The sequence below is a fragment of the Pseudomonas sp. RGM2987 genome, assembly GCF_022952855.1.
Taxonomy (GTDB): domain Bacteria; phylum Pseudomonadota; class Gammaproteobacteria; order Pseudomonadales; family Pseudomonadaceae; genus Aquipseudomonas.
Genome location: NZ_JALJDX010000218.1, coordinates 28,943 through 54,311, shown reverse-complemented (window position 1 = coordinate 54,311; position 25,369 = coordinate 28,943). Strand labels below are relative to the sequence as shown.

Annotated in this window: 24 protein-coding genes and 2 tRNA genes; 22 read left to right on the top strand and 4 right to left on the bottom strand. The window is 59.0% G+C overall.

From position 1 onward, the window contains the following. Positions 1-10 precede the first annotated feature (10 nt). The gene (gene smpB / locus RGM2987_RS23340; RefSeq protein ID WP_042730880.1) at positions 11-493 is read right to left on the bottom strand and encodes an SsrA-binding protein SmpB; all 483 of its coding nucleotides are present in this window, start codon (positions 491-493) and stop codon (positions 11-13) included. A gap of 118 nt (positions 494-611) precedes the next feature. On the opposite strand from smpB, the gene RGM2987_RS23335 reads away from it, so the two are divergent. The 3 genes from RGM2987_RS23335 to RGM2987_RS23325 are packed head-to-tail and all read left to right on the top strand — an operon-like array spanning position 612 to position 2,765. Continuing rightward, positions 612-2,015 (top strand): sodium-dependent transporter, encoded by a 1,404-nt coding sequence (locus tag RGM2987_RS23335; RefSeq protein WP_245145165.1) that lies wholly within the window; start codon positions 612-614, stop codon positions 2,013-2,015. Positions 2,016-2,022: 7 nt separating this feature from the next. Next, on the top strand, positions 2,023-2,466 hold the full coding sequence (locus tag RGM2987_RS23330; RefSeq protein WP_245145164.1) for a type II toxin-antitoxin system RatA family toxin: 444 nt from the start codon (positions 2,023-2,025) through the stop codon (positions 2,464-2,466). After that, positions 2,463-2,765, top strand: a complete 303-nt coding sequence (locus RGM2987_RS23325) for an RnfH family protein (RefSeq protein WP_245145163.1) — start codon at positions 2,463-2,465, stop codon at positions 2,763-2,765. Before RGM2987_RS23330 ends, RGM2987_RS23325 begins: the two co-directional genes overlap by 4 nt. 59 nt (positions 2,766-2,824) lie before the next feature. Here the strand turns inward: RGM2987_RS23325 and RGM2987_RS23320 are convergent, their stop codons facing one another. Continuing rightward, the gene (locus RGM2987_RS23320) at positions 2,825-3,352 is read right to left on the bottom strand and encodes an outer membrane protein assembly factor BamE (protein ID WP_245145162.1); all 528 of its coding nucleotides are present in this window, start codon (positions 3,350-3,352) and stop codon (positions 2,825-2,827) included. A gap of 97 nt (positions 3,353-3,449) precedes the next feature. Here RGM2987_RS23320 and fur point away from each other — a divergent pair, with 97 nt between their 5' ends. Beyond that, on the top strand, positions 3,450-3,854 hold the full coding sequence (fur, locus tag RGM2987_RS23315; protein ID WP_245145161.1) for a ferric iron uptake transcriptional regulator: 405 nt from the start codon (positions 3,450-3,452) through the stop codon (positions 3,852-3,854). 75 nt (positions 3,855-3,929) lie between these two features. Here fur and recN read toward each other — a convergent pair whose 3' ends face one another. Then, positions 3,930-5,603 carry a DNA repair protein RecN gene (gene recN / locus RGM2987_RS23310; protein ID WP_245145160.1) on the bottom strand — a complete coding sequence of 558 codons (1,674 nt, stop codon included), beginning with the start codon at positions 5,601-5,603 and terminating at the stop codon, positions 3,930-3,932. 243 nt (positions 5,604-5,846) lie between these two features. On the opposite strand from recN, the gene grpE reads away from it, so the two are divergent. From grpE to RGM2987_RS23270, 8 genes are all read left to right on the top strand, one after another. After that, the gene (gene grpE, locus RGM2987_RS23305; RefSeq protein WP_245145159.1) at positions 5,847-6,413 is read left to right on the top strand and encodes a nucleotide exchange factor GrpE; all 567 of its coding nucleotides are present in this window, start codon (positions 5,847-5,849) and stop codon (positions 6,411-6,413) included. Positions 6,414-6,514: 101 nt separating this feature from the next. Beyond that, positions 6,515-8,431 (top strand): molecular chaperone DnaK, encoded by a 1,917-nt coding sequence (gene dnaK, locus RGM2987_RS23300; RefSeq protein ID WP_041025003.1) that lies wholly within the window; start codon positions 6,515-6,517, stop codon positions 8,429-8,431. Between the two features lie 322 nt (positions 8,432-8,753). Then, on the top strand, positions 8,754-9,878 hold the full coding sequence (gene dnaJ / locus RGM2987_RS23295; RefSeq protein WP_245145158.1) for a molecular chaperone DnaJ: 1,125 nt from the start codon (positions 8,754-8,756) through the stop codon (positions 9,876-9,878). Positions 9,879-9,887: 9 nt separating this feature from the next. Then, positions 9,888-10,694, top strand: a complete 807-nt coding sequence (dapB, locus tag RGM2987_RS23290) for a 4-hydroxy-tetrahydrodipicolinate reductase (RefSeq protein WP_245145157.1) — start codon at positions 9,888-9,890, stop codon at positions 10,692-10,694. Positions 10,695-10,948: 254 nt separating this feature from the next. Beyond that, a complete protein-coding gene (gene carA / locus RGM2987_RS23285) occupies positions 10,949-12,085 on the top strand; it encodes a glutamine-hydrolyzing carbamoyl-phosphate synthase small subunit (protein WP_245145156.1) in 1,137 nt (378 codons plus the stop codon). A 104-nt stretch (positions 12,086-12,189) separates the two neighbouring features. After that, positions 12,190-15,411, top strand: a complete 3,222-nt coding sequence (gene carB, locus RGM2987_RS23280; protein WP_245145155.1) for a carbamoyl-phosphate synthase large subunit — start codon at positions 12,190-12,192, stop codon at positions 15,409-15,411. A 2-nt stretch (positions 15,412-15,413) separates the two neighbouring features. Then, positions 15,414-15,890: a transcription elongation factor GreA gene (gene greA / locus RGM2987_RS23275; protein WP_030139783.1), complete on the top strand. Its 477-nt coding sequence runs from the start codon at positions 15,414-15,416 to the stop codon at positions 15,888-15,890. Positions 15,891-15,918: 28 nt separating this feature from the next. Beyond that, complete coding sequence (locus RGM2987_RS23270; protein ID WP_245145154.1) at positions 15,919-16,323, top strand: MFS transporter; 405 nt, start codon at positions 15,919-15,921, stop codon at positions 16,321-16,323. Between the two features lie 9 nt (positions 16,324-16,332). On the opposite strand, the gene RGM2987_RS23265 is transcribed toward RGM2987_RS23270, so the two are convergent. After that, positions 16,333-16,641, bottom strand: coding sequence for a YhbY family RNA-binding protein (locus RGM2987_RS23265; protein WP_003177852.1), 309 nt, complete (start codon positions 16,639-16,641; stop codon positions 16,333-16,335). A 107-nt stretch (positions 16,642-16,748) separates the two neighbouring features. On the opposite strand from RGM2987_RS23265, the gene rlmE reads away from it, so the two are divergent. The 10 genes from rlmE to nusA all read left to right on the top strand — a co-directional run bounded on the left by rlmE (position 16,749) and on the right by nusA (position 25,344). Continuing rightward, entirely contained in the window at positions 16,749-17,399 is a 651-nt protein-coding gene (gene rlmE, locus RGM2987_RS23260; RefSeq protein WP_245145153.1) for a 23S rRNA (uridine(2552)-2'-O)-methyltransferase RlmE, read from the top strand. Between the two features lie 190 nt (positions 17,400-17,589). Then, entirely contained in the window at positions 17,590-19,500 is a 1,911-nt protein-coding gene (gene ftsH / locus RGM2987_RS23255; RefSeq protein ID WP_245145152.1) for an ATP-dependent zinc metalloprotease FtsH, read from the top strand. An 8-nt stretch (positions 19,501-19,508) separates the two neighbouring features. Beyond that, positions 19,509-20,360, top strand: coding sequence for a dihydropteroate synthase (gene folP, locus RGM2987_RS23250; RefSeq protein ID WP_245145151.1), 852 nt, complete (start codon positions 19,509-19,511; stop codon positions 20,358-20,360). 16 nt (positions 20,361-20,376) lie between these two features. Continuing rightward, on the top strand, positions 20,377-21,714 hold the full coding sequence (glmM, locus tag RGM2987_RS23245) for a phosphoglucosamine mutase (RefSeq protein WP_245145150.1): 1,338 nt from the start codon (positions 20,377-20,379) through the stop codon (positions 21,712-21,714). A 66-nt stretch (positions 21,715-21,780) separates the two neighbouring features. Continuing rightward, positions 21,781-22,536 carry a triose-phosphate isomerase gene (gene tpiA / locus RGM2987_RS23240; protein WP_245145149.1) on the top strand — a complete coding sequence of 252 codons (756 nt, stop codon included), beginning with the start codon at positions 21,781-21,783 and terminating at the stop codon, positions 22,534-22,536. 4 nt (positions 22,537-22,540) lie between these two features. Beyond that, the gene (secG, locus tag RGM2987_RS23235; RefSeq protein ID WP_003197714.1) at positions 22,541-22,924 is read left to right on the top strand and encodes a preprotein translocase subunit SecG; all 384 of its coding nucleotides are present in this window, start codon (positions 22,541-22,543) and stop codon (positions 22,922-22,924) included. Positions 22,925-22,945: 21 nt separating this feature from the next. Next, positions 22,946-23,031: transfer RNA gene (locus tag RGM2987_RS23230), tRNA-Leu, on the top strand. Positions 23,032-23,127: 96 nt separating this feature from the next. After that, positions 23,128-23,204: transfer RNA gene (locus tag RGM2987_RS23225), tRNA-Met, on the top strand. Positions 23,205-23,344: 140 nt separating this feature from the next. Next, positions 23,345-23,803: a ribosome maturation factor RimP gene (gene rimP / locus RGM2987_RS23220; RefSeq protein WP_245145148.1), complete on the top strand. Its 459-nt coding sequence runs from the start codon at positions 23,345-23,347 to the stop codon at positions 23,801-23,803. Between the two features lie 59 nt (positions 23,804-23,862). After that, the gene (nusA, locus tag RGM2987_RS23215; RefSeq protein ID WP_245145147.1) at positions 23,863-25,344 is read left to right on the top strand and encodes a transcription termination factor NusA; all 1,482 of its coding nucleotides are present in this window, start codon (positions 23,863-23,865) and stop codon (positions 25,342-25,344) included. Positions 25,345-25,369 lie beyond the last annotated feature (25 nt).

Here is a 25,369-nt window from a genome sequence, read left to right as displayed (position 1 = left end):
AGCGAAGGAATCAATCTTCCTTGCCCTTGTTCCGCACGGCCCGCTGCAACTCGCGACCGGCGTCGCGTTCGCGCTCGGTATCGCGCTTGTCGTATTCCTTCTTGCCCTTGCCCAGGGCAATCTCGCACTTGATCAAGTGCTTGCTCCAGTACAGCGACGTGCAGACGCAGGTGTAGCCCTTCTGCTGGACGCTTGCGAAGAGCTTTTCCAGTTCGCGCTTGTTGAGCAGCAGCTTGCGCGAGCGCACCGGGTCGGCAATCACGTGGGTGCTGGCGGTGGTCAGCGGCGTGATATGGCTGCCCAGCAGCCAAGCTTCGCCGTCCTTGAGCAGCACATAGCTGTCTACCAGTTGCGCCTTGCCGGCACGCAGGCTCTTTACTTCCCAGCCGGCCAGGACCATGCCAGCCTCGAACCGCTGTTCGATGAAGTAATCGTGTCGCGCCTTTTTATTTTGCGCGATGGTCCCTGTGGGGTGTTTCTTCTGTTTAGCCATAGGGGCGGCATTATAGGCAGTTGCGCGCGTGTCGGCTACGGTGAAGCTGTGTGCTTGAGCACCTTGAGTGAATCCCGGACAATGCGGCCTCTTTTTTGAACGCTTGGGCGTGATCACGATGTCGACAGACAAGGTTTCTGTCCACGGCAGTTGGGCTAGCCGCTGGGTCTTCATACTCGCGGCAACCGGTTCTGCCGTGGGGCTGGGTAGCATCTGGAAGTTTCCATACATGGTCGGCGTCTACGGTGGTGGCGCCTTCGTACTGATGTTCCTGGCTTGCATCGCGCTGATCGGCGCACCGGTCATGCTCGCCGAAACCCTGATCGGGCGTCGCGCCCGTCAGAGCCCGGCCAATGCCTTGAAGGTGCTGGCAATAGAGGCGGGGCACTCGACCAAATGGTCGTGGGGCGCCTTCGCCGGGATGATCACGGCGCTGCTGATCCTGTCTTTCTATAGCGTAGTCGGCGGCTGGTCGCTGGACTACATCATTGACATGGGGCGAGGGGATTTCCAGGGCGTCGCGCCTGATCAGGTTGGCGCCTACTTCGGCAACGTCATCGCCGACCCGTGGCGGCTGACCCTGTGGCACACGGTTTTCATGGTGCTTTCGGCCGTGGTGATTGCCAAGGGTGTCGTCGCGGGGCTGGAGCGCAGCCTGCGGATCATGATGCCGTTGCTGTTCGTCATGATCCTGGTGTTGCTGGGCTACAGCATGACCACCGGGCACTTCATGGAAGGCCTGCATTTCATGTTCGACTTCAAGCCGGAGAAAGTCCTGGACGGCCTGCTGCCGGCCATGGGGCATGCGTTTTTCTCCCTGAGCGTGGGCGTCGGCTCAATCATGATCTATGGCGCCTACATGCCCAAGAACGCCTCCCTGACCCGCACGGTCTTTGGCGTTGCGCTGCTGGATACCTTCGTGTCGCTGATGGCTGGCGTGGCTTTGTTTCCGATTGTGTTCGCCGCGGGTTTGAACCCCAGTGAAGGTCCGGGCCTGATGTTTGTCAGTCTGCCTTTTGCATTCGGCAGCATGGCATTCGGACAAGTGATGGGCGTGGTGTTCTTCGTCCTGGTGGCCATCGCCGCCTGGAGTTCAGCCATTTCCCTGCTCGAGCCAATGGTGGCTTATCTGGTTGAGCGCACGCGTATCAGCCGCGCCTGGGTGACCTTTTGGCTGGCCTTTACCTGCTGGTTCGTGGGCCTGGGAACGGTGTTTTCCTTCAATATATGGAAGCAGGCCAAGTTTTTCGTGAACGAAGACGGGCTGTTCAGTCTCTATCAGTGGGGAGCCACCGGAGGGCTGGATTTCTTCGGCGTGATTGATTTCTTCACATCACGGATCATGCTGCCGTTGGGCGGTTTGTGTTTCGTGGTGTTTGCAGGGTGGGTGATGGGGCGTGAAGCTGTACGTGATGAGCTGTCGCTGCGCAGCCCTGTATTGTTCGCCTTGAGCCTGTTCTTGATGCGCTACGTGGCGCCCATCGGCATTCTTGTAGTGTTTGCCGCCCAGCTGTGGAAGTGACGCTTACATGACGACACATATTCAACGCTCGGCCTTGCTGCCCTATCCGGCGCAGGCGTTGTACGACCTGGTCAACGATGTGGCGAGTTACCCGCAATTCTTGCCTTGGTGCTCGTCGGCCGAGGTGTTGGAAAGCTCCGAGACCCATATGCGTGCCAGTCTCAATATCGCCAAGGGTGGATTGAGCCAGCGCTTTGTCACGCGCAATACCCTGGTGCCGGGGCAGTCCATCGAAATGAACCTGGAAGAGGGGCCTTTTAATCAGCTCCACGGCGTCTGGGTGTTCAAGCCGCTTGGGGAAAAAGCCTGCAAAATCAGCCTGGACCTGTCGTTCGACTATGCCGGGCCTCTGGTGAAAGCGACATTGGGGCCGCTGTTCAATCAAGCCGCCAACACCTTGGTCGACGCGTTCTGCCAGCGCGCCAAGCAACATGCAGAGCTCAAGCGTTGATCGAAATAGAAGTGGTATATGCCTCTGTTGAGCGCCAGCTCCTTCGTGCGTTTGCAGTGCCGCAAGGCACAAGCGTCAGCGCTGCGCTAAGGGCATCCGGTGTTGCCGATATGTTCCCTGAATTGGATCTGGGGACCTGCGCTGTGGGGATTTTCGGCAAAGTAGTCGCCGATCCGGATCAGCAGTGGGTGCAGGCGGGTGATCGGCTGGAGATTTACCGGCCTTTGCTGGTGGATCCGAAAGAAGTTCGTCGGTTGCGGGCAGCCAGGGCTGCCCAGGCCCGTCAATCAGCACAATAGCCGGGTCCGGAATGCAGGCAATAAAAAACCCGGCATGCCGGGTTTTTTCATGTTGCCTATTATTGCGGCGACGTATCCAGGGGTTCTGGTGTCGGCACAGGCACGGTCTCGACTTTGTCGACATCCTTCTGGATCTGATCCAGCAAAGAGCCAGGTTTGGTCGGTTTTTCCGGCTTCGGCTTCTCGGCGTTCTCGGCAGGCGCAGTGACAGTCGTGCCACTGTCCTTGCCCATGATGGCCTCGTCGCGGCTCACGCCAGGCATGAAATCGCCCGACAGGCTGACCAGTTGGTCATTGGCGTTGAAGATAACGCTGATGCGTTCCTGTTGGCGCTCACCGCCACCTGGCTGCAAGCTGTAGAGATAATCCCAGCGATCGGCGTGGAACGTGTCGGTCAGCAGAGGGTTGCCCATGATAAACCGTACTTGCCGGCGGGTCATTCCCGGGCGTAACTGGTCTATCATGTCCTGCGTGACGACATTGCCCTGCTGGATGTCGATTTTGTAAACCCCGGGGAATGAACAACCGGCGAGTGCGAGCAGTCCCACGAAGGTGAAACTGGTTAGCAAGAGCTTGGTGTTTTGCATCGGTGGGCGACTTCCACTATCTTGGCTGGGACAACGTAAACGCCGATCATACCCGCATTAAGAGAAGCTGCGAAGCAGCATCGCGAGAAAGCTGACCATGGTTGAAAATAGCGAACTACGCAAAGCCGGCCTCAAAGTGACCCTGCCACGGGTCAAGATTCTACAAATGCTCGACTCCGCCGAGCAACGCCACATGAGTGCCGAAGACGTCTACAAGGCGCTTATGGAAGCTGGCGAGGACGTTGGTCTGGCCACGGTCTACCGTGTCCTGACTCAGTTCGAGGCAGCGGGTCTTGTGGCTCGTCACAATTTCGATGGCGGTCATGCTGTCTTTGAATTGGCTGACGGGGAGCATCACGATCACATGGTGAACGTGGAAACCCGTGAGGTCATCGAATTCGTCAGCCCGGAAATCGAGAAGCTGCAAAAGGCAATTGCTGAAGAGCATGGTTTCGAGCTGATCGATCACCATCTCGTCCTGCATGTGCGCCAGCGTAAATAAGCACGTTGCGTGAGCCCAGGCTCCCGAAACGAAAGAAGGCGACCCTAGGGTCGCCTTCTTGCTTTACGGCTGTTGTCAGCTTTTAGCCGCAACGACCATTTTTTTCGCGTGGGCCAGGGATTCCTTGGTGAGGTCGATCCCTCCCAGCATCCGCGCCACTTCTTCCACGCGTTCGTTTTTATTGAGCTTGGACACTGCGGTGCGAGTGGCATCCTCGCCACGCACCTTGTGCACAAATAAATGCTGGTGCCCCTGGGCCGCGACCTGAGGCAGGTGAGTGACCGTCAGCACCTGGCCGCGCTCCCCGAGCCTGCGCAGTAACTGCCCGACAATTTCCGCAGTCGGCCCTCCGATACCCACATCCACTTCGTCGAATACCAGGGTTGGTACGCGAGACGTCTGCGCTGTGATGACCTGGATGGCCAGGCTGATTCGCGACAGCTCGCCACCCGAAGCGACCTTGGCCAGGGCCTTGAGCGGCTGGCCAGGGTTGGCGCTGACCAGCAACTCCACTTGTTCCAGCCCATTGGGCTGAAGTTCGTCACCGGTGTTGGGGTGTAGTTCGATGGTGAAGCGTCCCCCCGGCATGCCCAGCCGCTGGATTTCCTGTTCAACCGCACTGGCCAGCCCGGTCGCGGCCTGCTGGCGCAGTTCACTGAGTTCCTTGGCCTTTTCCTGATAATGACGGGCATAGGCGGCCAGTTCATCGCCGAGTCGCTCGATAGACTCGTCATTGGCATTCAGGGTTTCCAGCTCTTCCAGCAACCGCTGTTGGAGTTCGGCTACCTCGGTTGGCTGGACGCGATGTTTGCGAGCCAGGGTATAGATGGTGTCGAGGCGCTCTTCCAGGTACTGCAGCCGCGCCGGGTCGGCATCGAAATGATCGAGGAACCGGTTCAATTCCCCGACGGCTTCCTCAACCTGGATCTGCGCGCTGGTCAGCAGGTTGGTCGCTTCACTCAGGGCGCCGACTGAATTGTTCACGCTGGACAGTCGGTTCAGGCTCGCGGTCAGGGCGTTGAGCACGTTTCCCGAATCGCTTTCGCTGCATTGTTCGACGACCTGGCGGCAGATACCCAGCAGGGCTTCGGCATTGGTCAGGTTCTTGTGTTCCTGCTCCAGTTCCTCCAGTTCGTTTTCACCCAGGGCCAGGTTTTCCAGTTCTTCGAGCTGATAGCTGAGCAACTGATGACGGGCACGCTGTTCGTCGCCCGAGTTGGAAAGCCGCTCCAGCTCCTGTCGCGTCTGGCGCCAACGCTGGGCCGCCAGTTGGACCTGGCGGGCCAGGTCGGTGGCACCGGCGTATTCATCCAGCAGGCGGCGATGGGTGTCGGTCTTGAGCAGGGACTGGTGTTCGTGCTGGCTGTGGATATCGATCAGCAGTTCGCCGAGGGCCTTGAGATCGCCCAGCGGGCAGGGTGTGCCGTTGATGTAGCCCCGGGAGCGGCCTTCGGCGGTGATGACCCGGCGCAGGATGCACGGACCGTCGATGTCCAGGTCGCGCTCGGCCAGCCAGGTGCGGGCTTCGGGGATGTCGACCAGGTCGAACGTCGCCAGGATGTCGGCCTTGTCCGCGCCGGGACGTACCACGCCGTTGTCGGCGCGGTCGCCCAGGGTCAGGCCGAGGGCGTCGAGCATGATCGACTTGCCAGCGCCGGTTTCACCGGTGATCACGCTCATGCCTCGATCAAGTTCGAGGTCGAGATGTTCGACAATGGCGTAATTATGTACGGACAGGTGCACCAGCATAAGGCCGCTCCCAGGCTTTAGGTCTGGTTATTTATACAGTGTTTTGTTTCGGCCTGACAATGCCTTCGCTTAGCTCGATTTGCTTGGTTCCAGGATTTTCTTAGTGCTTCACGGAATGATTATGCAGCTGTTTTTTGTAAGGTTAATTCGTCGGGCGGCCCTTGAAGCTGGAAAACCCGGCCCCATATACCGGGGCAGAAGCGCGAGTCGAGCTCGCGGACGAAGTTGAAAGGAGAAATCTCTATGGCTGACGAACAGACGCAGGACACGCAAAATCTAGACGCCAATCAGGCTTCCCAGGATTCGGGTGAAGACCTGGCGGCACGTGTACAAGTGCTCGAAGAGCAACTGGCCGGTGCGCAGGATCAGGCGTTGCGTGTAGCAGCCGACCTGCAGAATGTCCGCCGTCGCGCCGAGCAGGATGTAGAAAAGGCTCACAAATTCGCCCTGGAGCGTTTTGCCGGCGACCTGCTGCCTATTATCGATAGCCTGGAGCGCGGCCTGGAGCTGTCCAATCCGGACGACGAGAACATCCGCCCGATGCGTGAAGGCATCGAACTGACGCTGAAGATGTTCCAGGACACCCTCAAGCGCTACCAGCTCGAAGCCATCGATCCCCATGGCGAACCGTTCAACGCCGAGCATCACCAGGCTATGGCGATGCAGGAAAGCGCAGACGTCGAGCCGAACAGTGTCCTGAAGGTTTTCCAGAAGGGCTATCTGCTCAACGGCCGCCTGCTGCGCCCGGCCATGGTTGTGGTCAGCAAGTCGCCGGCACCGGTTTCGCCTTCTATTGATGAGCAGGCTTGAAATCGGTCGTAACGGCCCCATTTAGAAGTCAAGCGTTTAAGTGCTACCGCAGTTAGCCACCACTGCTGCGGCAACAAAATCCAAGTTCCGGGAGAGTTAACATGGGCAAGATTATCGGTATCGACCTGGGGACCACCAACTCGTGCGTCTCCGTGCTGGAAAACGGCAAGGCCAAAGTCATTGAGAACGCCGAAGGCGCGCGTACCACGCCATCGATCATTGCGTACGCCAACGATGGCGAGATTCTGGTTGGTCAATCGGCCAAGCGTCAGGCAGTGACCAATCCGCATAACACCCTGTACGCGGTGAAGCGTCTGATCGGTCGCAAGTTCGACGAAGAAGTCGTGCAGAAAGACATCAAGATGGTGCCTTACAAAATCGCCAAGGCTGACAACGGCGACGCATGGGTTGAAGTGAACGGCCAGAAAATGGCGCCGCCACAGATCTCGGCTGAAATCCTGAAGAAAATGAAGAAGACTGCCGAAGATTACCTCGGCGAGGCAGTGACTGAAGCGGTCATTACCGTTCCTGCCTACTTCAACGACAGCCAGCGCCAGGCCACCAAAGACGCCGGCCGCATCGCGGGCCTGGACGTAAAACGTATCATCAACGAACCCACTGCCGCGGCCCTGGCCTACGGCATGGACAAGGCCAAGGGCGATCACACCGTGATCGTTTATGACCTGGGTGGCGGTACCTTCGACGTGTCGGTGATCGAGATCGCTGAAGTCGATGGCGAGCACCAGTTCGAAGTTCTGGCAACCAACGGTGACACTTTTCTCGGTGGTGAAGACTTCGACATCCGCCTGATCGACTACCTTGTAGACGAGTTCAAGAAAGAAAGCGGCATGAACCTCAAGGGTGACCCGCTGGCCATGCAGCGCCTGAAAGAAGCCGCTGAAAAGGCCAAGATCGAGCTGTCCTCGAGCCAGTCGACCGACGTCAACCTGCCGTACATCACTGCAGATGCCACCGGTCCCAAGCACTTGAACGTGAAAATCTCCCGCGCCAAGCTCGAAGCGCTGGTGGAAGACCTGGTTCAACGCACTATCGAACCTTGCCGCATCGCCATGAAAGACGCCGGTATCGACGTTGGCTCGATCAACGACGTGATCCTGGTCGGTGGTCAGACCCGTATGCCGCTGGTCCAGAAGCTGGTGACCGATTTCTTCGGTAAAGAAGCACGCAAGGACGTGAACCCGGACGAAGCCGTTGCCATGGGTGCTGCTATCCAGGGCGCCGTTCTGGCCGGTGACGTGAAGGACGTTCTGCTGCTCGACGTCAGCCCGCTGACCCTGGGTATCGAAACCATGGGTGGCGTGATGACCGCGCTGATCGAGAAAAACACCACGATTCCTACCAAGAAATCCCAAGTGTTCTCGACTGCCGACGACAACCAGAGCGCCGTGACCATTCACGTGCTGCAAGGTGAGCGCAAGCAGGCGGCCCAGAACAAGTCCCTGGGCAAGTTCGACCTGGCTGAGATTCCACCGGCTCCACGTGGCGTGCCACAAATCGAAGTGACCTTCGACATCGACGCCAACGGCATCCTGCACGTCGGCGCGAAAGACAAGGCCACCGGCAAGACTCAGTCGATCGTGATCAAGGCCAACTCCGGTCTGTCCGAGGAAGAAATTCAGCAGATGGTTCGCGACGCTGAAGTCAACGCCGAGGAAGACCGCAAGTTCGAAGAGCTGGCCAGCGCCCGCAACCAGGGTGATGCCCTGGTGCACTCGACCCGCAAAATGATCGCTGATGCTGGCGAGAAAGTGACTGCGGAAGAGAAGACTGCCATCGAGGCGGCCGTGGTCGCCCTGGAAGCTGCCGTCAAGGGCGACGACAAGGCTGCCATCGAAGCGAAGATCGAAGAGCTGTCAAAGGTCTCCGCGCCAGTGGCTCAGAAGATGTACGCCGAGCAGGCTCAGCCGGCTGAAGGCGCCGCACAGCAAGGCGAATCGGCCGAAAAAGCCGACGACGTCGTCGATGCTGAGTTCGAAGAAGTGAAAGACCACAAGTAATCGCTTGTTGGTCGGCCGGTTGACTGCATTTGTGCGGTGGCTGGTAGGATGTCGCCGCGCGGGAGCTTGCTCCCGCGTTGGCGTGTCTGGAGCCAGCGAATTTTTACAGCATGCGACGGCGTTCGGATGCTGGCGGTGTGATCGGGGATGCTCCTGCTTTTCGATCGATAGGCACCGCGTTTTGGCCGGGTCCCTGGCTGAAAGATTGAAGACCAGGATCGTTGAATCGACGTGAGTTGGGTCCGGGCCTGTATGGAGGCTCAACGAGTTTGGCAAGGTTCAGGAGAGGTTTGCCGGACGTCCTATAAGAGTGCAAAGACTAATGGCAAAACGTGATTTCTACGAAGTATTGGGTGTCGAGCGGGGCGCCAGCGAGGCGGAGCTGAAGAAGGCTTATCGTCGTCTGGCCATGAAGCACCACCCGGACCGTAATCCCGGCGACAAAGCGTCGGAAGAGTTGTTCAAGGAAGCCAACGAGGCTTACGAAGTACTGTCCGATTCCAGCAAGCGCGCGGCCTATGACCAGTACGGTCATGCTGGTGTCGACCCGAGCATGGGTGGCGGCGGTGCCGGTTTTGGCGGCCAGAATTTCTCCGATATTTTCGGTGACGTGTTCAGCGATTTCTTCGGTGGCGGTCGGGGCGGATCCCGTGGTGGCGCCCAGCGTGGCAGCGATTTGCGCTATACGCTGGAGCTGAACCTGGAAGAGGCGGTGCGCGGTACCACTGTCAATATCCGCGTGCCGACGCTGGTCAATTGCAAGCCGTGCGATGGCTCGGGTGCCAAGAAGGGCTCGTCGCCCGTCACCTGCCCGACCTGTGGTGGCATTGGTCAGGTTCGTATGCAGCAGGGCTTTTTCTCGGTGCAGCAGACCTGCCCGCGCTGCCATGGCCAAGGCAAGATCATTTCTGATCCGTGCGATTCCTGCCACGGCGAAGGGCGTGTCGAAGAGTACAAGACGCTGTCGGTCAAGGTGCCGGCCGGTGTCGATACCGGTGACCGCATTCGCCTGTCGGGCGAGGGCGAGGCGGGTGCCCAGGGTGGCCCGACCGGCGACCTGTACGTGGTTATCAACGTGCGTGAGCACGCGATTTTCCAGCGTGACGGCAAGCATCTGTTCTGCGAAGTGCCGATCAGCTTTGTCGATGCGGCCTTGGGTGGCGAGCTTGAGATCCCGACTCTCGATGGTCGCGTCAAGCTGAAGATCCCTGAGGGCACGCAGACCGGCAAGCAGTTCCGCATTCGCGGCAAAGGCGTTGCGCCAGTGCGTGGTGGCGGTGCCGGTGACCTGATGTGCCGCGTTGCGGTAGAAACACCGGTCAACCTGAGTCGGCGCCAGCGTGAGTTGCTGGAAGAGTTCCGCAGTTCGCTGGAGGGTGACAACAGTCATTCCCCTAAAACCACCGGTTGGTTCGAAGGCGTGAAGCGCTTCTTCGGCGATCTGTAAGGAGGTCGCATGCGACGTATAGCTGTGATGGGCGCTGCGGGGCGCATGGGCAAGGCGTTGGTCGAGGCGGTGCAGCAACGCTCGCCGCTCTCGGGCCTGACGGCTGCCATCGTTCGGCCTGACAGCACGCTGGTCGGGGCTGATGCCGGGGAACTGGCGTCGCTGGGGCGCATCGGCGTGCCGATGTCCGGCGGCCTGGAAAAGGTGCTCGATGAGTTCGATGTCCTGATCGATTTCACCCTGCCGGAAGTGATGCTGAAAAACCTTGCCATCTGCCGCAAGAACGGCAAGGCCATGGTGATCGGCACCACCGGGCTGGATGCCGCGCAGAAGCAATTGCTGGCCGATGCCGGCAAGGACATCCCGATCGTGTTCGCGGCGAACTTCAGCGTGGGTGTGAACCTGTCGCTGAAGCTGCTGGATCTGACGGCGCGGGTCCTGGGTGACGACGCGGATATCGAGATCATCGAGGCGCATCACCGGCACAAGATCGATGCACCTTCGGGAACCGCCTTGCGCATGGGGGAAGTGATCGCCGATGCGCTGGGTCGTGACCTGCAGGAAGTCGCCGTATATGGGCGTCAGGGCCATACCGGTGCGCGGGATCGAGACACCATCGGTTTCGCTACCGTGCGCGGTGGTGATGTGGTGGGCGATCACACCGTGTTGTTCGCCACCGAGGGTGAGCGCCTGGAGATCACGCACAAGGCCTCGAGCCGGATGACCTTCGCCAAGGGCGCGGTACGTGCTGCGTTGTGGCTGGACGGGCGTGAGCCTGGCCTGTACGACATGCAGGACGTTCTCGACCTGCGTTGATGCCATTGAAGGCGGGGTTCAGGTTATACTGCGCCCCGTTTTACACCGCTTCGCGACGGCCTGTCGCATTCCCCTGCCTTAAGGCTCATTAGCGGTGGACCAAAAAAGCCTTTTTCTGTAAGCTACAGCTTTAGTGTGTCCACTAAAAGCGCGCAGAATAATTCAGTGAACAAGCGGGGTGACGTGTCCATACGTCACTCCGCTTTTTTACAACCTGCGATCGCCCTTTCAGGCTTTATTTACGGGAGGTCTTCTTGACTAAGCCAGCCATACTCGCCCTTGCTGATGGCAGCATTTTTCGCGGCGAAGCCATTGGAGCCGACGGTCAGACCGTTGGTGAGGTGGTGTTTAACACCGCAATGACCGGCTATCAGGAAATTCTTACCGATCCTTCCTACGCCCAGCAAATCGTTACCCTGACCTACCCGCACATCGGCAACACCGGCACCACGCCGGAAGATGCCGAGTCCGATCGCGTCTGGTCCGCCGGTCTGGTCATCCGTGATTTGCCGCTGGTAGCGAGCAACTGGCGTAACACGATGTCCCTGTCCGATTACCTGAAAGCCAACAATGTCGTGGCGATCGCCGGTATCGACACCCGCCGCCTGACCCGCATCCTGCGGGAGAAGGGCGCGCAGAACGGCTGCATCATGGCTGGTGACAACATTTCCGAAGAAGCGGCTATCGCTGCTGCCCAGGGCTTCCCAGGCCTCAAGGGCATGGACCTGGCGAAAGTCGTCAGCACCAAGGAACAGTACGAGTGGCGTTCCTCGGTCTGGGACCTGAAGACCGACGCGCACGCGACCATCGAGGCTTCCGAGCTGCCGTACCACGTGGTGGCCTACGACTACGGCGTCAAGCTGAACATCCTGCGCATGCTGGTAGAACGTGGTTGCCGCGTGACCGTGGTGCCGGCACAAACCCCGGCCGCAGACGTCCTGGCCCTCAAGCCTGACGGCGTGTTCCTGTCCAACGGCCCCGGTGACCCCGAGCCTTGCGACTACGCGATCCAGGCAATCAAAGATGTGCTGGAAACCGAGATCCCGGTATTCGGCATCTGCCTCGGCCACCAGTTGCTGGCCCTGGCGTCGGGCGCCAAGACCCTGAAAATGGGCCACGGCCACCACGGTGCCAACCACCCGGTACAAGACCTGGACACCGGCGTCGTCATGATCACCAGCCAGAACCACGGTTTTGCGGTAGACGAAGCGACCCTGCCGGCCAACGTACGCGCGATTCACAAATCGCTGTTCGACGGCACTCTGCAAGGTATCGAACGCACCGACAAGAGCGCGTTCAGCTTCCAGGGCCACCCTGAAGCGAGCCCGGGCCCGAACGACGTGGCTCCGCTGTTCGATCGCTTCATCAATGAGATGGCCAAGCGACGCTGATCGCGTAAGCCCGAGGGCGGCCCCGTGTACGGCGGCCCCCTCAGGCGCTGCAAAGATTGTTCGACGGCCTAGCCGACTGACCTGCGGATTTGAGTGACAAACCCATGCCAAAACGTACAGACATAAAAAGCATCCTGATTCTCGGCGCTGGCCCGATCGTGATCGGCCAGGCCTGCGAATTCGACTACTCCGGCGCCCAGGCCTGCAAAGCCCTGCGCGAAGAGGGTTACCGCGTCATCCTGGTGAACTCCAACCCGGCCACCATCATGACCGACCCGGCCATGGCCGACGCCACCTACATCGAGCCGATCAAGTGGCAGACGGTTGCCAAGATCATCGAGAAAGAACGCCCTGACGCACTGTTGCCGACCATGGGTGGCCAGACCGCGCTGAACTGCGCCCTGGACCTGGAGCGCGAAGGCGTCCTGGAAAAGTTCGGCGTAGAGATGATCGGTGCCAACGCCGACACCATCGACAAGGCCGAAGACCGCTCGCGTTTCGACAAGGCCATGAAGTCCATCGGCCTGGCGTGCCCGCGCTCCGGTATTGCCCACAGCATGGAAGAGGCCAACGCGGTGCTCGAGAAGCTGGGCTTCCCGTGCATCATCCGTCCGTCCTTCACCATGGGCGGCACCGGTGGCGGCATCGCCTACAACCGTGAAGAATTCGAAGAAATCTGCGCCCGTGGCCTGGACCTGTCGCCGACCAAGGAACTGCTGATCGACGAATCCCTGATCGGCTGGAAAGAGTACGAAATGGAAGTTGTCCGCGACAAAAAGGACAACTGCATCATCGTCTGCTCCATCGAAAACTTCGACCCGATGGGCGTGCACACCGGTGACTCGATCACCGTCGCGCCGGCCCAGACCCTGACCGACAAGGAATACCAGATCCTGCGTAACGCCTCCCTGGCGGTACTGCGTGAGATCGGCGTCGAAACCGGTGGCTCCAACGTCCAGTTCGGCATCTGCCCGAACACCGGTCGCATGGTGGTCATCGAGATGAACCCGCGGGTATCCCGTTCGTCGGCCCTGGCCTCGAAAGCCACCGGTTTCCCGATTGCCAAGGTCGCGGCCAAGCTGGCCGTGGGCTACACCCTGGACGAACTGTCGAACGACATCACCGGCGGCAAGACCCCGGCGTCCTTCGAGCCGTCCATCGACTACGTCGTCACCAAACTGCCACGCTTTGCCTTCGAAAAATTTGCCAAGGCCGATGCCCGCCTGACCACCCAGATGAAGTCGGTCGGTGAAGTCATGGCGATCGGCCGGACCTTCCAGGAATCCCTGCAGAAAGCCCTTCGCGGCCTGGAAGTGGGTGTCTGCGGTCTTGATCCAAAGCTGGATCTCAACGACCCGGAAAGCATGAGCGTACTCAAGCGCGAGCTGACCGTGCCAGGCGCCGAGCGTATCTGGTACGTGGCCGATGCCTTCCGCGCCGGCATGACCGTCGAGCAGATCTTCGGCATGAACATGATCGACCCTTGGTTCCTGGTCCAGATCGAAGACCTGATCAAGGAAGAAGAAAAGGTCAAGACCCTGGGCATGTCCAGCATCGACCGCGACATGATGTTCCGCCTCAAGCGCAAGGGTTTCTCCGACCAGCGCCTGGCCAAGCTGCTGGGTGTGACCGAGAAGAGCCTGCGGGCCCATCGCCACAAGCTGGAAGTATTCCCGGTCTACAAGCGCGTCGACACCTGCGCGGCCGAGTTCGCCACCGACACCGCCTACCTGTACTCCACGTACGAAGAAGAGTGCGAAGCCGCGCCATCGACCCGCGACAAGATCATGATCCTGGGTGGCGGTCCTAACCGCATCGGTCAGGGCATCGAGTTCGACTACTGCTGCGTGCACGCCGCACTGGCCCTGCGCGACGACGGGTACGAGACCATCATGGTCAACTGCAACCCGGAAACCGTGTCCACCGACTACGACACCTCCGATCGTCTGTACTTCGAACCGGTGACCCTGGAAGACGTACTGGAAATCGTCCGCGTCGAGAAGCCCAAGGGCGTGATCGTCCAGTACGGCGGCCAGACCCCGTTGAAACTGGCTCGCGCCTTGGAGGCCGCTGGCGTGCCGATCATCGGCACCAGCCCGGATGCCATCGACCGCGCCGAAGACCGTGAGCGCTTCCAGCAGATGGTCGAGCGCCTGAACCTGCGCCAGCCGCCAAACGCCACCGTGCGTAGCGAAGACGAAGCGATTCGTGCCGCCGCCAAGATCGGTTACCCGCTGGTGGTACGTCCATCCTATGTACTGGGCGGCCGTGCGATGGAAATCGTCTATCAAGAAGACGAGCTCAAGCGCTACCTGCGTGAAGCGGTCCAGGTCTCCAACGACAGCCCGGTGCTGCTGGACCACTTCCTCAACTGCGCCATCGAAATGGACGTGGACGCGGTCAGCGACGGCAAGGACGTGGTAATTGGCGCAATCATGCAGCACATCGAGCAGGCCGGTGTTCACTCCGGTGACTCCGCGTGCTCGCTGCCGCCTTACTCGCTGCCGGCCCATATCCAGGACGAAATGCGCGAGCAGGTCAAGAAAATGGCTTTGGAGCTGGGTGTTGTCGGCCTGATGAACGTGCAGTTGGCGCTTCAGGGTGAAGATATCTACGTAATCGAGGTCAACCCGCGCGCTTCCCGGACCGTACCGTTCGTTTCCAAGTGCATCGGTGTTTCCCTGGCGATGATCGCTGCACGGGTCATGGCAGGCAAAACCCTGAAGGAACTGGGTTTCACCAAGGAAATCATCCCGAACTTCTACAGCGTCAAAGAGGCCGTGTTCCCATTCGCCAAGTTCCCGGGTGTCGACCCGATCCTCGGCCCGGAAATGAAGTCCACCGGTGAAGTGATGGGCGTCGGTGACACCTTCGGCGAGGCGTTTGCCAAAGCCCAGATGGGTGCCAGCGAAGTCCTGCCGACAGGCGGTACCGCGTTCATCAGCGTGCGTGATGACGACAAGCCACTGGTTGCAGGCGTTGCCCGTGATCTGATCAACTTGGGCTTTGAAGTGGTCGCCACGGCCGGGACTGCCAAGCTGATCGAAGCGGCAGGCCTGAAAGTGCGCCGCGTGAACAAGGTGACCGAGGGGCGTCCGCATGTGGTCGACATGATCAAGAATGATGAAGTCACGCTGATCATCAACACCACCGAAGGTCGCCAGTCGATCGCCGACTCCTACTCCATCCGTCGCAATGCGCTGCAGCACAAGATCTACTGCACCACGACCATTGCGGCGGGCGAAGCGATCTGCGAAGCGCTCAAGTTCGGTCCGGAGAAGACCGTGCGTCGCTTGCAGGATTTACATGCAGGATTGAAGGCATGAGCATAACCAAGTACCCCATGACTGTTCAGGGCGCAAAGGCCCTGGAAGAGGAACACGCTTTCTTGACCAAGGTCGAGCGTCCGCGCTTGAGCCAGGCTATTGGTGAAGCGCGTGAGCTGGGCGATCTCAAGGAAAACGCTGAGTACCATGCCGCCCGTGAGGAGCAGGGCATGGTCGAGGCGCGGGTGCGTGATATCGAAGGTCGCATGCAGAATGCGGTGATCATCGACGTCACCACCATCCCCCATACCGGCAAGGTGATTTTCGGCACCACCGTGGAAATCGCCAACGTCGAGACAGATGAAAGCGTCACTTACCAGATCGTGGGTGAGGATGAAGCTGACATCAAACTCGGCAAAATCTCTGTCGGTTCGCCCATCGCTCGCGCCTTGATCGCCAAGGAAGAGGGTGATGTGGTGGCGGTAAAGACGCCTGGTGGCGTGATCGAGTATGAGATTGTCGAAGTCCGTCACATCTGAAAGAAGGCGCCCGCTTCGAGCGGGTGCCATGATCTGGCAGCTCACCCAGATGTTATGGGTGGGCGGCGTCTGGTTGTTGCACATCGGCTTGCTGCCGGTGCTGGGTCGGATCGGTCTTGCGCCGCTGCTCATCGATGAAATTGCAGGCATGCTGACGGCGCTGCTGGTGGGTTTTTCCGCGGCGTGTGCGATGTTTCAGGCTTTGGTGCTGGTTCAGGCCGAGGGCCTTGCCAGTCTATGGCGCGACATTCGCGGGCAATTGTTGCTCATGGCATTGTACGCCTGCGGGATGTTCTTTGCGGTGCGTCTCGGCTGGCCCGATGCTGGCCAGTGGCAGGTTTTCAGTTACCTGGTGCTGGGTTTCTCCGGCTTGGTGCTGGTGTTGCAACCGGTTCCCGGATGGAGTGGCAGGGTGTGCGAGGCACACCCTTGACCCTTGGCATCACTTGAAGCGGTGAACGTTAGACAGTTGCTTGTTGACGCTGAAGTTCTTGCGGTAAATCAGCGCCATCTTGCCGATGACCTGCACCAGGTCGGCCTTGCCGGTCTTGCACAGTTCGGCAACGGCAGCCAGGCGGGCTTCACGATCCAGGATGTTGAGCTTGATCTTGATCAGCTCATGATCACCCAGGGCGCGCTCCAGTTCGGCGAGTACACCTTCAGTCAAACCGTTGTCAGCCACAGTCAAAACCGGTTTCAGATGGTGGCCAATGGATTTGTATTGTTTCTTCTGCTCTTGAGTGAGCGGCATAATCTGACCCCTGCGTCTGATCTTGTAAAAAAGCGGCGGCCAGTTTACCCGAGCAAGTCCGGGACCGCCCACTTAATCACGACCCGTTTTATTTTTAGAGGTGGCCCGTGGCCCGTTCCAAGACTAGCCAGAACTGGCTCAGAGAGCATTTCAACGATCCATACGTCAAAATGGCGCAAAAGGACGGCTATCGCTCGCGTGCCAGCTACAAGTTGCTGGAAATCCAGGAAAAGGATCGTCTGATCCGCCCAGGCATGACCGTGATCGACCTCGGCGCAGCGCCGGGTGGGTGGTCGCAGGTGACCAGTCGTCTGATTGGCGGGCAGGGGCGACTGATTGCGTCCGATATCCTGGAAATGGATAGCATCCCTGATGTGACCTTTATCCAGGGCGATTTTACGGAAGACACTGTGCTGGCCAAAATCCTCGAAGCCGTCGGAAATACGCAGGTCGACCTTGTGATTTCCGATATGGCCCCCAATATGAGTGGACTGGCCGCTGTCGACATGCCCCGTGCAATGTTCCTCAGCGAGCTGGCCCTGGATCTAGCCGGACGGGTGTTGCGTCCGGGTGGTGATTTTTTGATCAAGGTCTTCCAGGGGGAAGGTTTTGACGAGTACCACAAGGGCATGCGCAAATTGTTCGACAAGGTGCAGATGCGCAAGCCATTGTCCTCTCGTGACCGCTCTCGCGAGCAATATCTATTGGCGCGAGGCTTTCGCGGTGTCGAAGGCGCAGCCAGCGATGAGCGTCTTTGAGCGGGGTGATAGTTTTTTTGTCTCGCATTGAAAATGCCACGTAACGAAAATTGCGCGGTCAAAGTTTCACAAAGGGTTACAGACGGCGCCTGCCAGAGTCGTAGGTAATGTAGTAAGTTAGGCCGGTGAATATCATGCGAAGCGCGCGCCAGTAGCGGAGCTTGCTTCAGAGGGTAGTTAATTGAACGATATGGCAAAGAATCTGATCCTGTGGTTGATCATCGCCGCTGTCCTTGTGACCGTGATGAACAACTTCTCCAGCCCTAACGAGCCGCAGACCCTCAACTATTCCGACTTCATCCAGCAGGTCAAGGATGGCAAGGTCGAGCGCGTAGCCGTTGATGGCTATGTGATTACCGGCAAGCGCGCCGATGGCGACACCTTCAAGACCATTCGTCCGGCGATCCAGGACAATGGCCTGATCGGTGACCTGGTGGACAACCATGTCGTGATCGAAGGCAAGCAGCCTGAACAGCAAAGCATCTGGACCCAGCTCCTGGTCGCGAGCTTCCCGATCCTGGTGATCATCGCCGTGTTCATGTTCTTCATGCGCCAGATGCAGGGCGGCGGTGGTGGCAAGGGCGGGCCGATGAGCTTCGGCAAGAGCAAGGCCCGGCTGCTTTCCGAAGATCAGGTGAAAACTACCCTGGCCGATGTCGCGGGTTGCGACGAGGCCAAGGAGGAAGTCGGCGAGTTGGTCGAGTTCCTGCGCGATCCGGGCAAGTTCCAGCGCCTGGGCGGTCGCATTCCTCGCGGCGTGCTGATGGTCGGTCCGCCCGGTACCGGTAAGACCTTGCTGGCCAAGGCGATCGCCGGCGAAGCCAAGGTCCCGTTCTTTACCATTTCCGGTTCCGACTTCGTTGAAATGTTTGTCGGCGTGGGTGCCAGCCGTGTTCGCGACATGTTCGAACAGGCCAAGAAGCACGCGCCATGCATCATCTTCATCGACGAGATCGACGCCGTCGGTCGCCATCGTGGCGCCGGCATGGGTGGCGGTCACGACGAGCGCGAACAGACCCTCAACCAGTTGCTGGTGGAGATGGACGGTTTCGAAATGAATGACGGCATCATCGTGATCGCCGCCACCAACCGTCCTGATGTACTTGACCCTGCGCTGTTGCGTCCTGGTCGCTTCGACCGTCAGGTCGTGGTAGGGCTGCCGGACATTCGCGGTCGCGAACAGATCCTCAAGGTCCATATGCGTAAAGTACCGATGGGTGATGATGTCGCTCCGGCCGTCATCGCACGTGGCACCCCGGGTTTCTCTGGTGCCGACCTCGCCAACCTGGTCAACGAAGCGTCGCTGTTCGCGGCTCGTGCCGGTAAGCGCATCGTCGAAATGAAAGAATTCGAGTTGGCAAAGGACAAGATCATGATGGGCGCCGAGCGCAAATCCATGGTCATGTCGGAGAAAGAAAAGCAGAACACCGCCTACCACGAGGCGGGTCACGCTATCGTCGGTCGTGTAGTGCCCGAACATGATCCGGTCTACAAGGTCTCGATCATCCCTCGTGGTCGCGCCTTGGGTGTGACCATGTTCCTGCCGGAAGAAGATCGCTACAGCCTGTCCAAGCGCGCCTTGATCAGCCAGATCTGCTCGCTGTACGGCGGCCGTATCGCTGAAGAAATGACGCTGGGCTTCGACGGTGTGACGACAGGTGCCTCGAACGACATCATGCGTGCCAGCCAGATAGCTCGGAACATGGTCACCAAGTGGGGCCTGTCCGAGAAGCTGGGACCACTGATGTATGCCGAGGAAGAGGGTGAGGTATTCCTGGGGCGTGGTGGCGGTGGCCAGCATGCCAGCTTCTCCGGCGAGACGGCCAAGCTGATCGACTCGGAAGTGCGCAGCATCATTGACCAGTGCTACGGTACGGCCAAGCAGATCCTCACGGATAACCGTGACAAGCTCGATGCCATGGCCGACGCCCTGATGAAGTATGAAACCATTGATGCCGACCAGATCGACGACATCATGGCGGGTCGCACGCCTCGTGAGCCTCGTGACTGGTCTGGCGGTACCGGCACTTCCGGCACTCCACCGGCGGTACAGGGCGAGCGTCCGGAAACACCGATTGGCGGTCCGGCTGCTGATGTCTAAGGCTTGAAATGACTTCTGTTCAGTCCCCGACCCGGTTGCCTTGCGGCAACCGGGTTCTTGATTTGGCCCATGCGCATGCCATGGGCATTCTCAATGTCACTCCCGATTCCTTTTCCGACGGTGGTCGGTTCAGCCAGCTCGACGCTGCGTTGCGGCATGCCGAGGCCATGGTTGCCGCCGGCGCAACGCTGATCGATGTCGGTGGTGAATCAACCCGGCCAGGTGCCCGATCGGTTTCGCCTACCGAAGAGCTGGAACGGGTGGCGCCGATTGTCGAGCGCATTCATCGCGAGCTCGACGTTATCATCTCGGTCGATACCTCAACCCCTGCGGTCATGCGTGAAACCGCGCGACTGGGGGCCGGGTTGATCAATGATGTCCGGTCCTTGCAGCGCGACGGAGCGCTGGATGCAGCAGCGGCTACCGGTCTGCCGGTGTGCCTGATGCATATGCTCGGCGAGCCGGGAACCATGCAGAACGACCCGCACTATCACGACGTGACCGCAGAGGTCGGTGAATTTCTGGCGCAGCGTTTGAATCACTGCGCAGCCGTGGGCATCCCCGCCGAGCGGATCATTCTTGATCCGGGATTTGGCTTTGCCAAGACACTGGCTCACAATCTGAGCCTGTTCAAACATATGGAAGCTTTGCATGCCTTGGGGCGCCCCCTGTTGGTCGGGGTCTCGCGAAAGAGCATGATAGGCAATGCCTTGGGGCGTCCGGTGGGAGAGCGTCTGTACGGCGGTCTCGCACTCGCGGCCCTCGCCCTGACCAAAGGTGCGCGCATACTGCGTGTGCACGATGTGGCCGAAACGATGGATGTCGTGCGGATGATCGCAGCTGTGGATTCAGCCGAATAAGAATGACGGAGCACTCATGAGCAAAAAATACTTTGGCACCGACGGGATTCGTGGTCGGGTCGGCGAATACCCCATCACCCCTGATTTCATGCTCAAGCTCGGCTGGGCGGCTGGCATGGCGTTCCGCAAAATGGGCGCCTGCAAAGTGCTGGTTGGCAAGGACACGCGTATTTCCGGTTACATGTTCGAGTCGGCTCTCGAGGCCGGCCTGACTTCGGCGGGCGCCGACGTCATGCTGCTAGGACCGATGCCGACGCCTGCCATTGCATACCTGACGCGAACTTTCCAGGGGCAGGCGGGCATTGTGATCAGTGCCTCGCACAACCCGCATGACGATAACGGTATCAAGTTCTTCTCCGGCAAGGGCACCAAGCTGCCGGATGAAGTGGAACTGATGATCGAGGAGCTGCTGGATACCCCGATGACAGTGGTTGAGTCGAGCAAGATCGGCAAGGTGTCGCGGATCAACGATGCATCGGGTCGCTACATCGAGTTCTGCAAAGGCAGCGTGCCGACCGGTACCAGTTTTGCCGGCCTGAAAATCGTCGTCGACTGTGCCCATGGTGCGACCTATAAGGTTGCGCCGAGTGTCTTTCGTGAGTTGGGCGCAGAGGTTGCAGTACTTTCTGCCCAGCCCAATGGCCTGAACATCAATCACAACTGTGGCTCCACCCATACCGAGGCGCTGCAGGCTGCGGTGCTCGCCGAGCATGCCGACCTCGGCATCGCCTTCGATGGTGATGGCGATCGGGTCTTGATGGTCGACCACACCGGTACCGTCGTCGACGGTGACGACTTGCTGTTTATCATCGCTCGTGATTTGCACGAGCGCGGCAAGTTGCAAGGCGGTGTGGTTGGTACGCTGATGAGCAATCTCGGGCTTGAGCTGGCCTTGGCGGACCTGGATATTCCTTTCGTGCGGGCCAATGTCGGCGATCGGTATGTGATCTCGGAACTGCTGGAGCGCAACTGGATGATCGGGGGCGAGAACTCCGGTCATATCGTCTGCTTTGACCATACCACCACCGGCGATGCGATCATTGCTGCCCTGCAAGTGCTGATGGCGCTCAAGGCGCGTAATGAAGGGCTTGCACAATCACGCCAGGCGCTGCGCAAGTGTCCGCAAGTGCTGATCAACGTGCGTCTGGGGGGCGGTGCGAATCCTCTCGAACATGAAACGGTCAAGCAGGCCAGTGAGCGTGTCACGCAGGCTATGGCAGGGCGTGGGCGTGTATTGTTGCGCAAGTCCGGTACAGAGCCTTTGGTGCGCGTCATGGTCGAAGGCGAGGATGAAATGCAGGTCCGCGGTTACGCTGAAGAGCTGGCGAGGCTTGTTACTGAAGTTTCTGCCTGAATTCGGCTTGCCAGTCATGAATCGGTTGGGTAACATCTGCGCCCACTTTGACCGACGAGGTACAGCATGCGTCGCCCTATGGTAGCTGGTAACTGGAAGATGCACGGTACCCGCGCCAGCGTCGCTGAGCTGATCAATGGCCTTCGTCATCTGGCCTTGCCAAGCGGTGTTGATGTCGCGGTATTCCCGCCTTGCTTGTATATCAATCAGGTGGTTGATGGCTTGAAAGGCAAGTCGATTTCGATCGGCGCGCAGAATTCTGCGGTGGAATCGATGCAAGGTGCGTTGACCGGTGAGATTGCGCCGAGTCAACTGGTGGACGCAGGTTGTTCCCTGGTCCTGGTCGGACATTCCGAGCGTCGCCTGATCATGGGCGAGCAGGACAAGACCCTGATTCGCAAGTTTGCAGCGGCTCAGGCTTGTGGTCTGACTCCGGTGTTGTGCGTAGGGGAGACCCTCGAACAGCGTGAAGCCGGGAAGACTCTCGAAGTTGTCGGGCGTCAGCTGGGCAGCATCATCGAAGACCTGGGTGTCGGTGCTTTTGCAAAGGCGGTCATTGCTTACGAGCCGGTCTGGGCCATTGGTACCGGGCTGACTGCTTCGCCGCAACAGGCGCAAGATGTGCATGCAGCCATCCGCGCACAGTTGGCGGCAGAAAATTCTGAAGTGGCACGAGGTGTGCGGCTTCTATACGGCGGCAGCGTGAAGGCGGCCAATGCGGTCGAACTGTTCGGCATGCCGGATATCGATGGGGGGCTCATTGGTGGAGCTTCCCTGAATGCAGATGAGTTCGGTGCGATCTGTCGCGCCGCGGGAAACTGAAAAAATGCTGGAAACAGTCGTAGTCGTTTTTCATCTGCTGGGCGCACTGGGCGTAGTTGCTCTCGTATTGCTGCAGCAGGGTAAGGGTGCCGATGCTGGCGCGTCTTTCGGTGCAGGTGCTTCAAATACTGTATTCGGAAGCCAAGGTTCCTCTACCTTTCTTAGTAAGTTTACTGCTATACTTGCCGCCGGTTTCTTCATGACCAGCTTGGGGTTAGGTTACTTTGCTAAAGAGAAAGCTCATGAGCTGACTCAAGTAGGTTTGCCAAACCCAGCGGTACTGGAGGCGCCAAAGCAACAACCGGCTTCTGATGATGTCCCGGTGCTCCAAGAGCAAAAGTCGGCCAACCCGGCGACTGATGTGCCTCCAGCTCAAGAGCAGAAGTAAGAAGGTTTCAAACGCTGTATTGCCGAGGTGGTGGAATTGGTAGACACGCAACCTTGAGGTGGTTGTGCCCATAGGGTGTAGGGGTTCGAGTCCCCTTCTCGGTACCAATTATCAGGAGAGCCCGCGATTGCGGGCTTTCTTGTAGGTGGGAGGTTACATTGACCCTGTAAGGGATCGGTCGTATACTTCCGCCCCAGCTTTGTCGCGGGATGGAGCAGCCTGGTAGCTCGTCGGGCTCATAACCCGAAGGTCGTCGGTTCAAATCCGGCTCCCGCAACCAGTTTCAGGAGCCCCTTCCAAGGGGCTTTTTGTTAGCTGGACACTTTATAACGCCGCTGTTCGACGGCGTTTCAGGGATGGGCGATTCGCCCATTTTTTTTTATTTGCACAGCATGCACAAACATGCACGAGGGGGTTCAGGTGTCGAGCAAGCTAGAACAGTTGCAGGCCTTGTTGGCCCCGGTGGTCGTGGCCCTGGGCTATGAATGCTGGGGTATTGAGTTTTCGGCTCAGGGTCGCCACTCATTGTTGCGCGTTTATATCGATAAGGAAGGCGGCGTGTTGGTGGACGATTGCGCCATCGTCAGCCGTCAGATCAGCGGTGTGTTGGATGTTGAAGATCCAATCAGTTCCGAATACACCCTTGAAGTTTCCTCGCCTGGCATGGAACGCCCTCTGTTCACTCTTGAACAGTTTGCTTCGTTTGCCGGTGAACAAGTGAAGATCAAGCTGCGCTCGCCTTTCGAAGGTCGACGCAACTTCCAGGGCCTTCTGCGCGGTGTAGAAGAGCAGGATGTCGTGGTGCAGGTAGACGACCACGAGTTCCTGTTGCCGATCGATTTGATCGACAAGGCCAACATTATTCCCAGTTTTGACTGATACGTGCCAGATACTGCGGATCCCGCGGATCCAATGGCTTGCGAAAGGCGAGGCGTACGATGAGCAAAGAAGTACTGCTGGTTGTTGAGTCGGTATCCAATGAAAAGGGCGTACCGGCTGACGTGATTTTTGAAGCGCTGGAGCTGGCTCTGGCCACTGCTACCAAGAAGCGGTTTGAAGACGAAGTTGATTTGCGTGTGGAGATCAATCGCCACACGGGTGCCTATGAGACTTTCCGTCGCTGGACGGTGGTCGAGGAAGCCGACCTGGACGATCCGGCGATCGAAACCTGGCCGAGCAAGGTTGCGCAAACGCACCCGGGCGCCAAGGTAGGCGATGTAGTCGAAGAGAAAATCGAGTCCATCGAGTTCGGTCGTATTGCTGCACAGACCGCCAAGCAGGTCATCGTGCAGAAGGTTCGCGAAGCAGAGCGCGCCCAAGTCGTCGACGCCTATCGCGAGAAACTGGGGGAAATCATCTCCGGCACCGTGAAGAAAGTGACCCGCGACAACGTGATCGTCGACCTGGGCAACAACGCCGAGGCGTTGCTGGCTCGTGAAGACATCATTTCTCGCGAAACCTTCCGGGTTGGCGTGCGCCTGCGTGCGCTGCTCAAGGAAATCCGCACCGAGAACCGTGGCCCGCAGTTGATCCTGTCGCGGACCGCGCCGGAAATGCTGATCGAGTTGTTCCGTATCGAAGTGCCGGAAATTGCCGAAGGCCTGATCGAAGTCATGGCCGCCTCCCGTGATCCGGGTTCGCGTGCCAAGATCGCAGTCCGCTCCAAGGACAAGCGCATCGACCCGCAAGGTGCCTGCATTGGCATGCGCGGTTCGCGTGTCCAGGCCGTATCCGGCGAGTTGGGCGGCGAGCGCGTGGATATCGTCCTGTGGGACGACAACCCGGCTCAGTTCGTGATCAATGCCATGTCGCCTGCTGAAGTGGCGGCAATTATCGTTGACGAAGATGCCCATGCCATGGACATCGCCGTTGGCGCAGACAATCTGGCTCAGGCCATCGGTCGCGGTGGTCAGAACGTACGTCTGGCCAGCCAGTTGACTGGCTGGACCCTGAACGTGATGACCGAATCGGACATCCAGGCTAAGCAGCAAGCTGAAACCGGTGACATCCTGCGCAACTTCATCGAAGAGCTTGAAGTCGATGAAGAACTGGCCCAGGTGCTGGTGGATGAAGGCTTTACCAGCCTGGAAGAGATTGCCTACGTGCCGGTGGAAGAAATGCTCAACATCGACGGCTTTGACGAGGAAATCGTCAACGAGCTTCGCGCTCGTGCCAAGGATCGTTTGTTGACCAAAGCCATCGCTACTGAGGAAAAGCTGGCAGACGCCCATCCGGCCGAAGACCTGCTCTCGCTTGAGGGCATGGACAAGGATTTGGCGATGGAACTGGCGGTGCGCGGCGTAATTACCCGCGAAGACCTGGCCGAGCAGTCTATTGACGATCTGCTCGACATCGACGGCATTGACGATGATCGTGCCGGCAAGTTGATCATGGCCGCCCGAGCCCATTGGTTCGAGTAATTAGGCGCGGCCTGAGGAGAGAAGT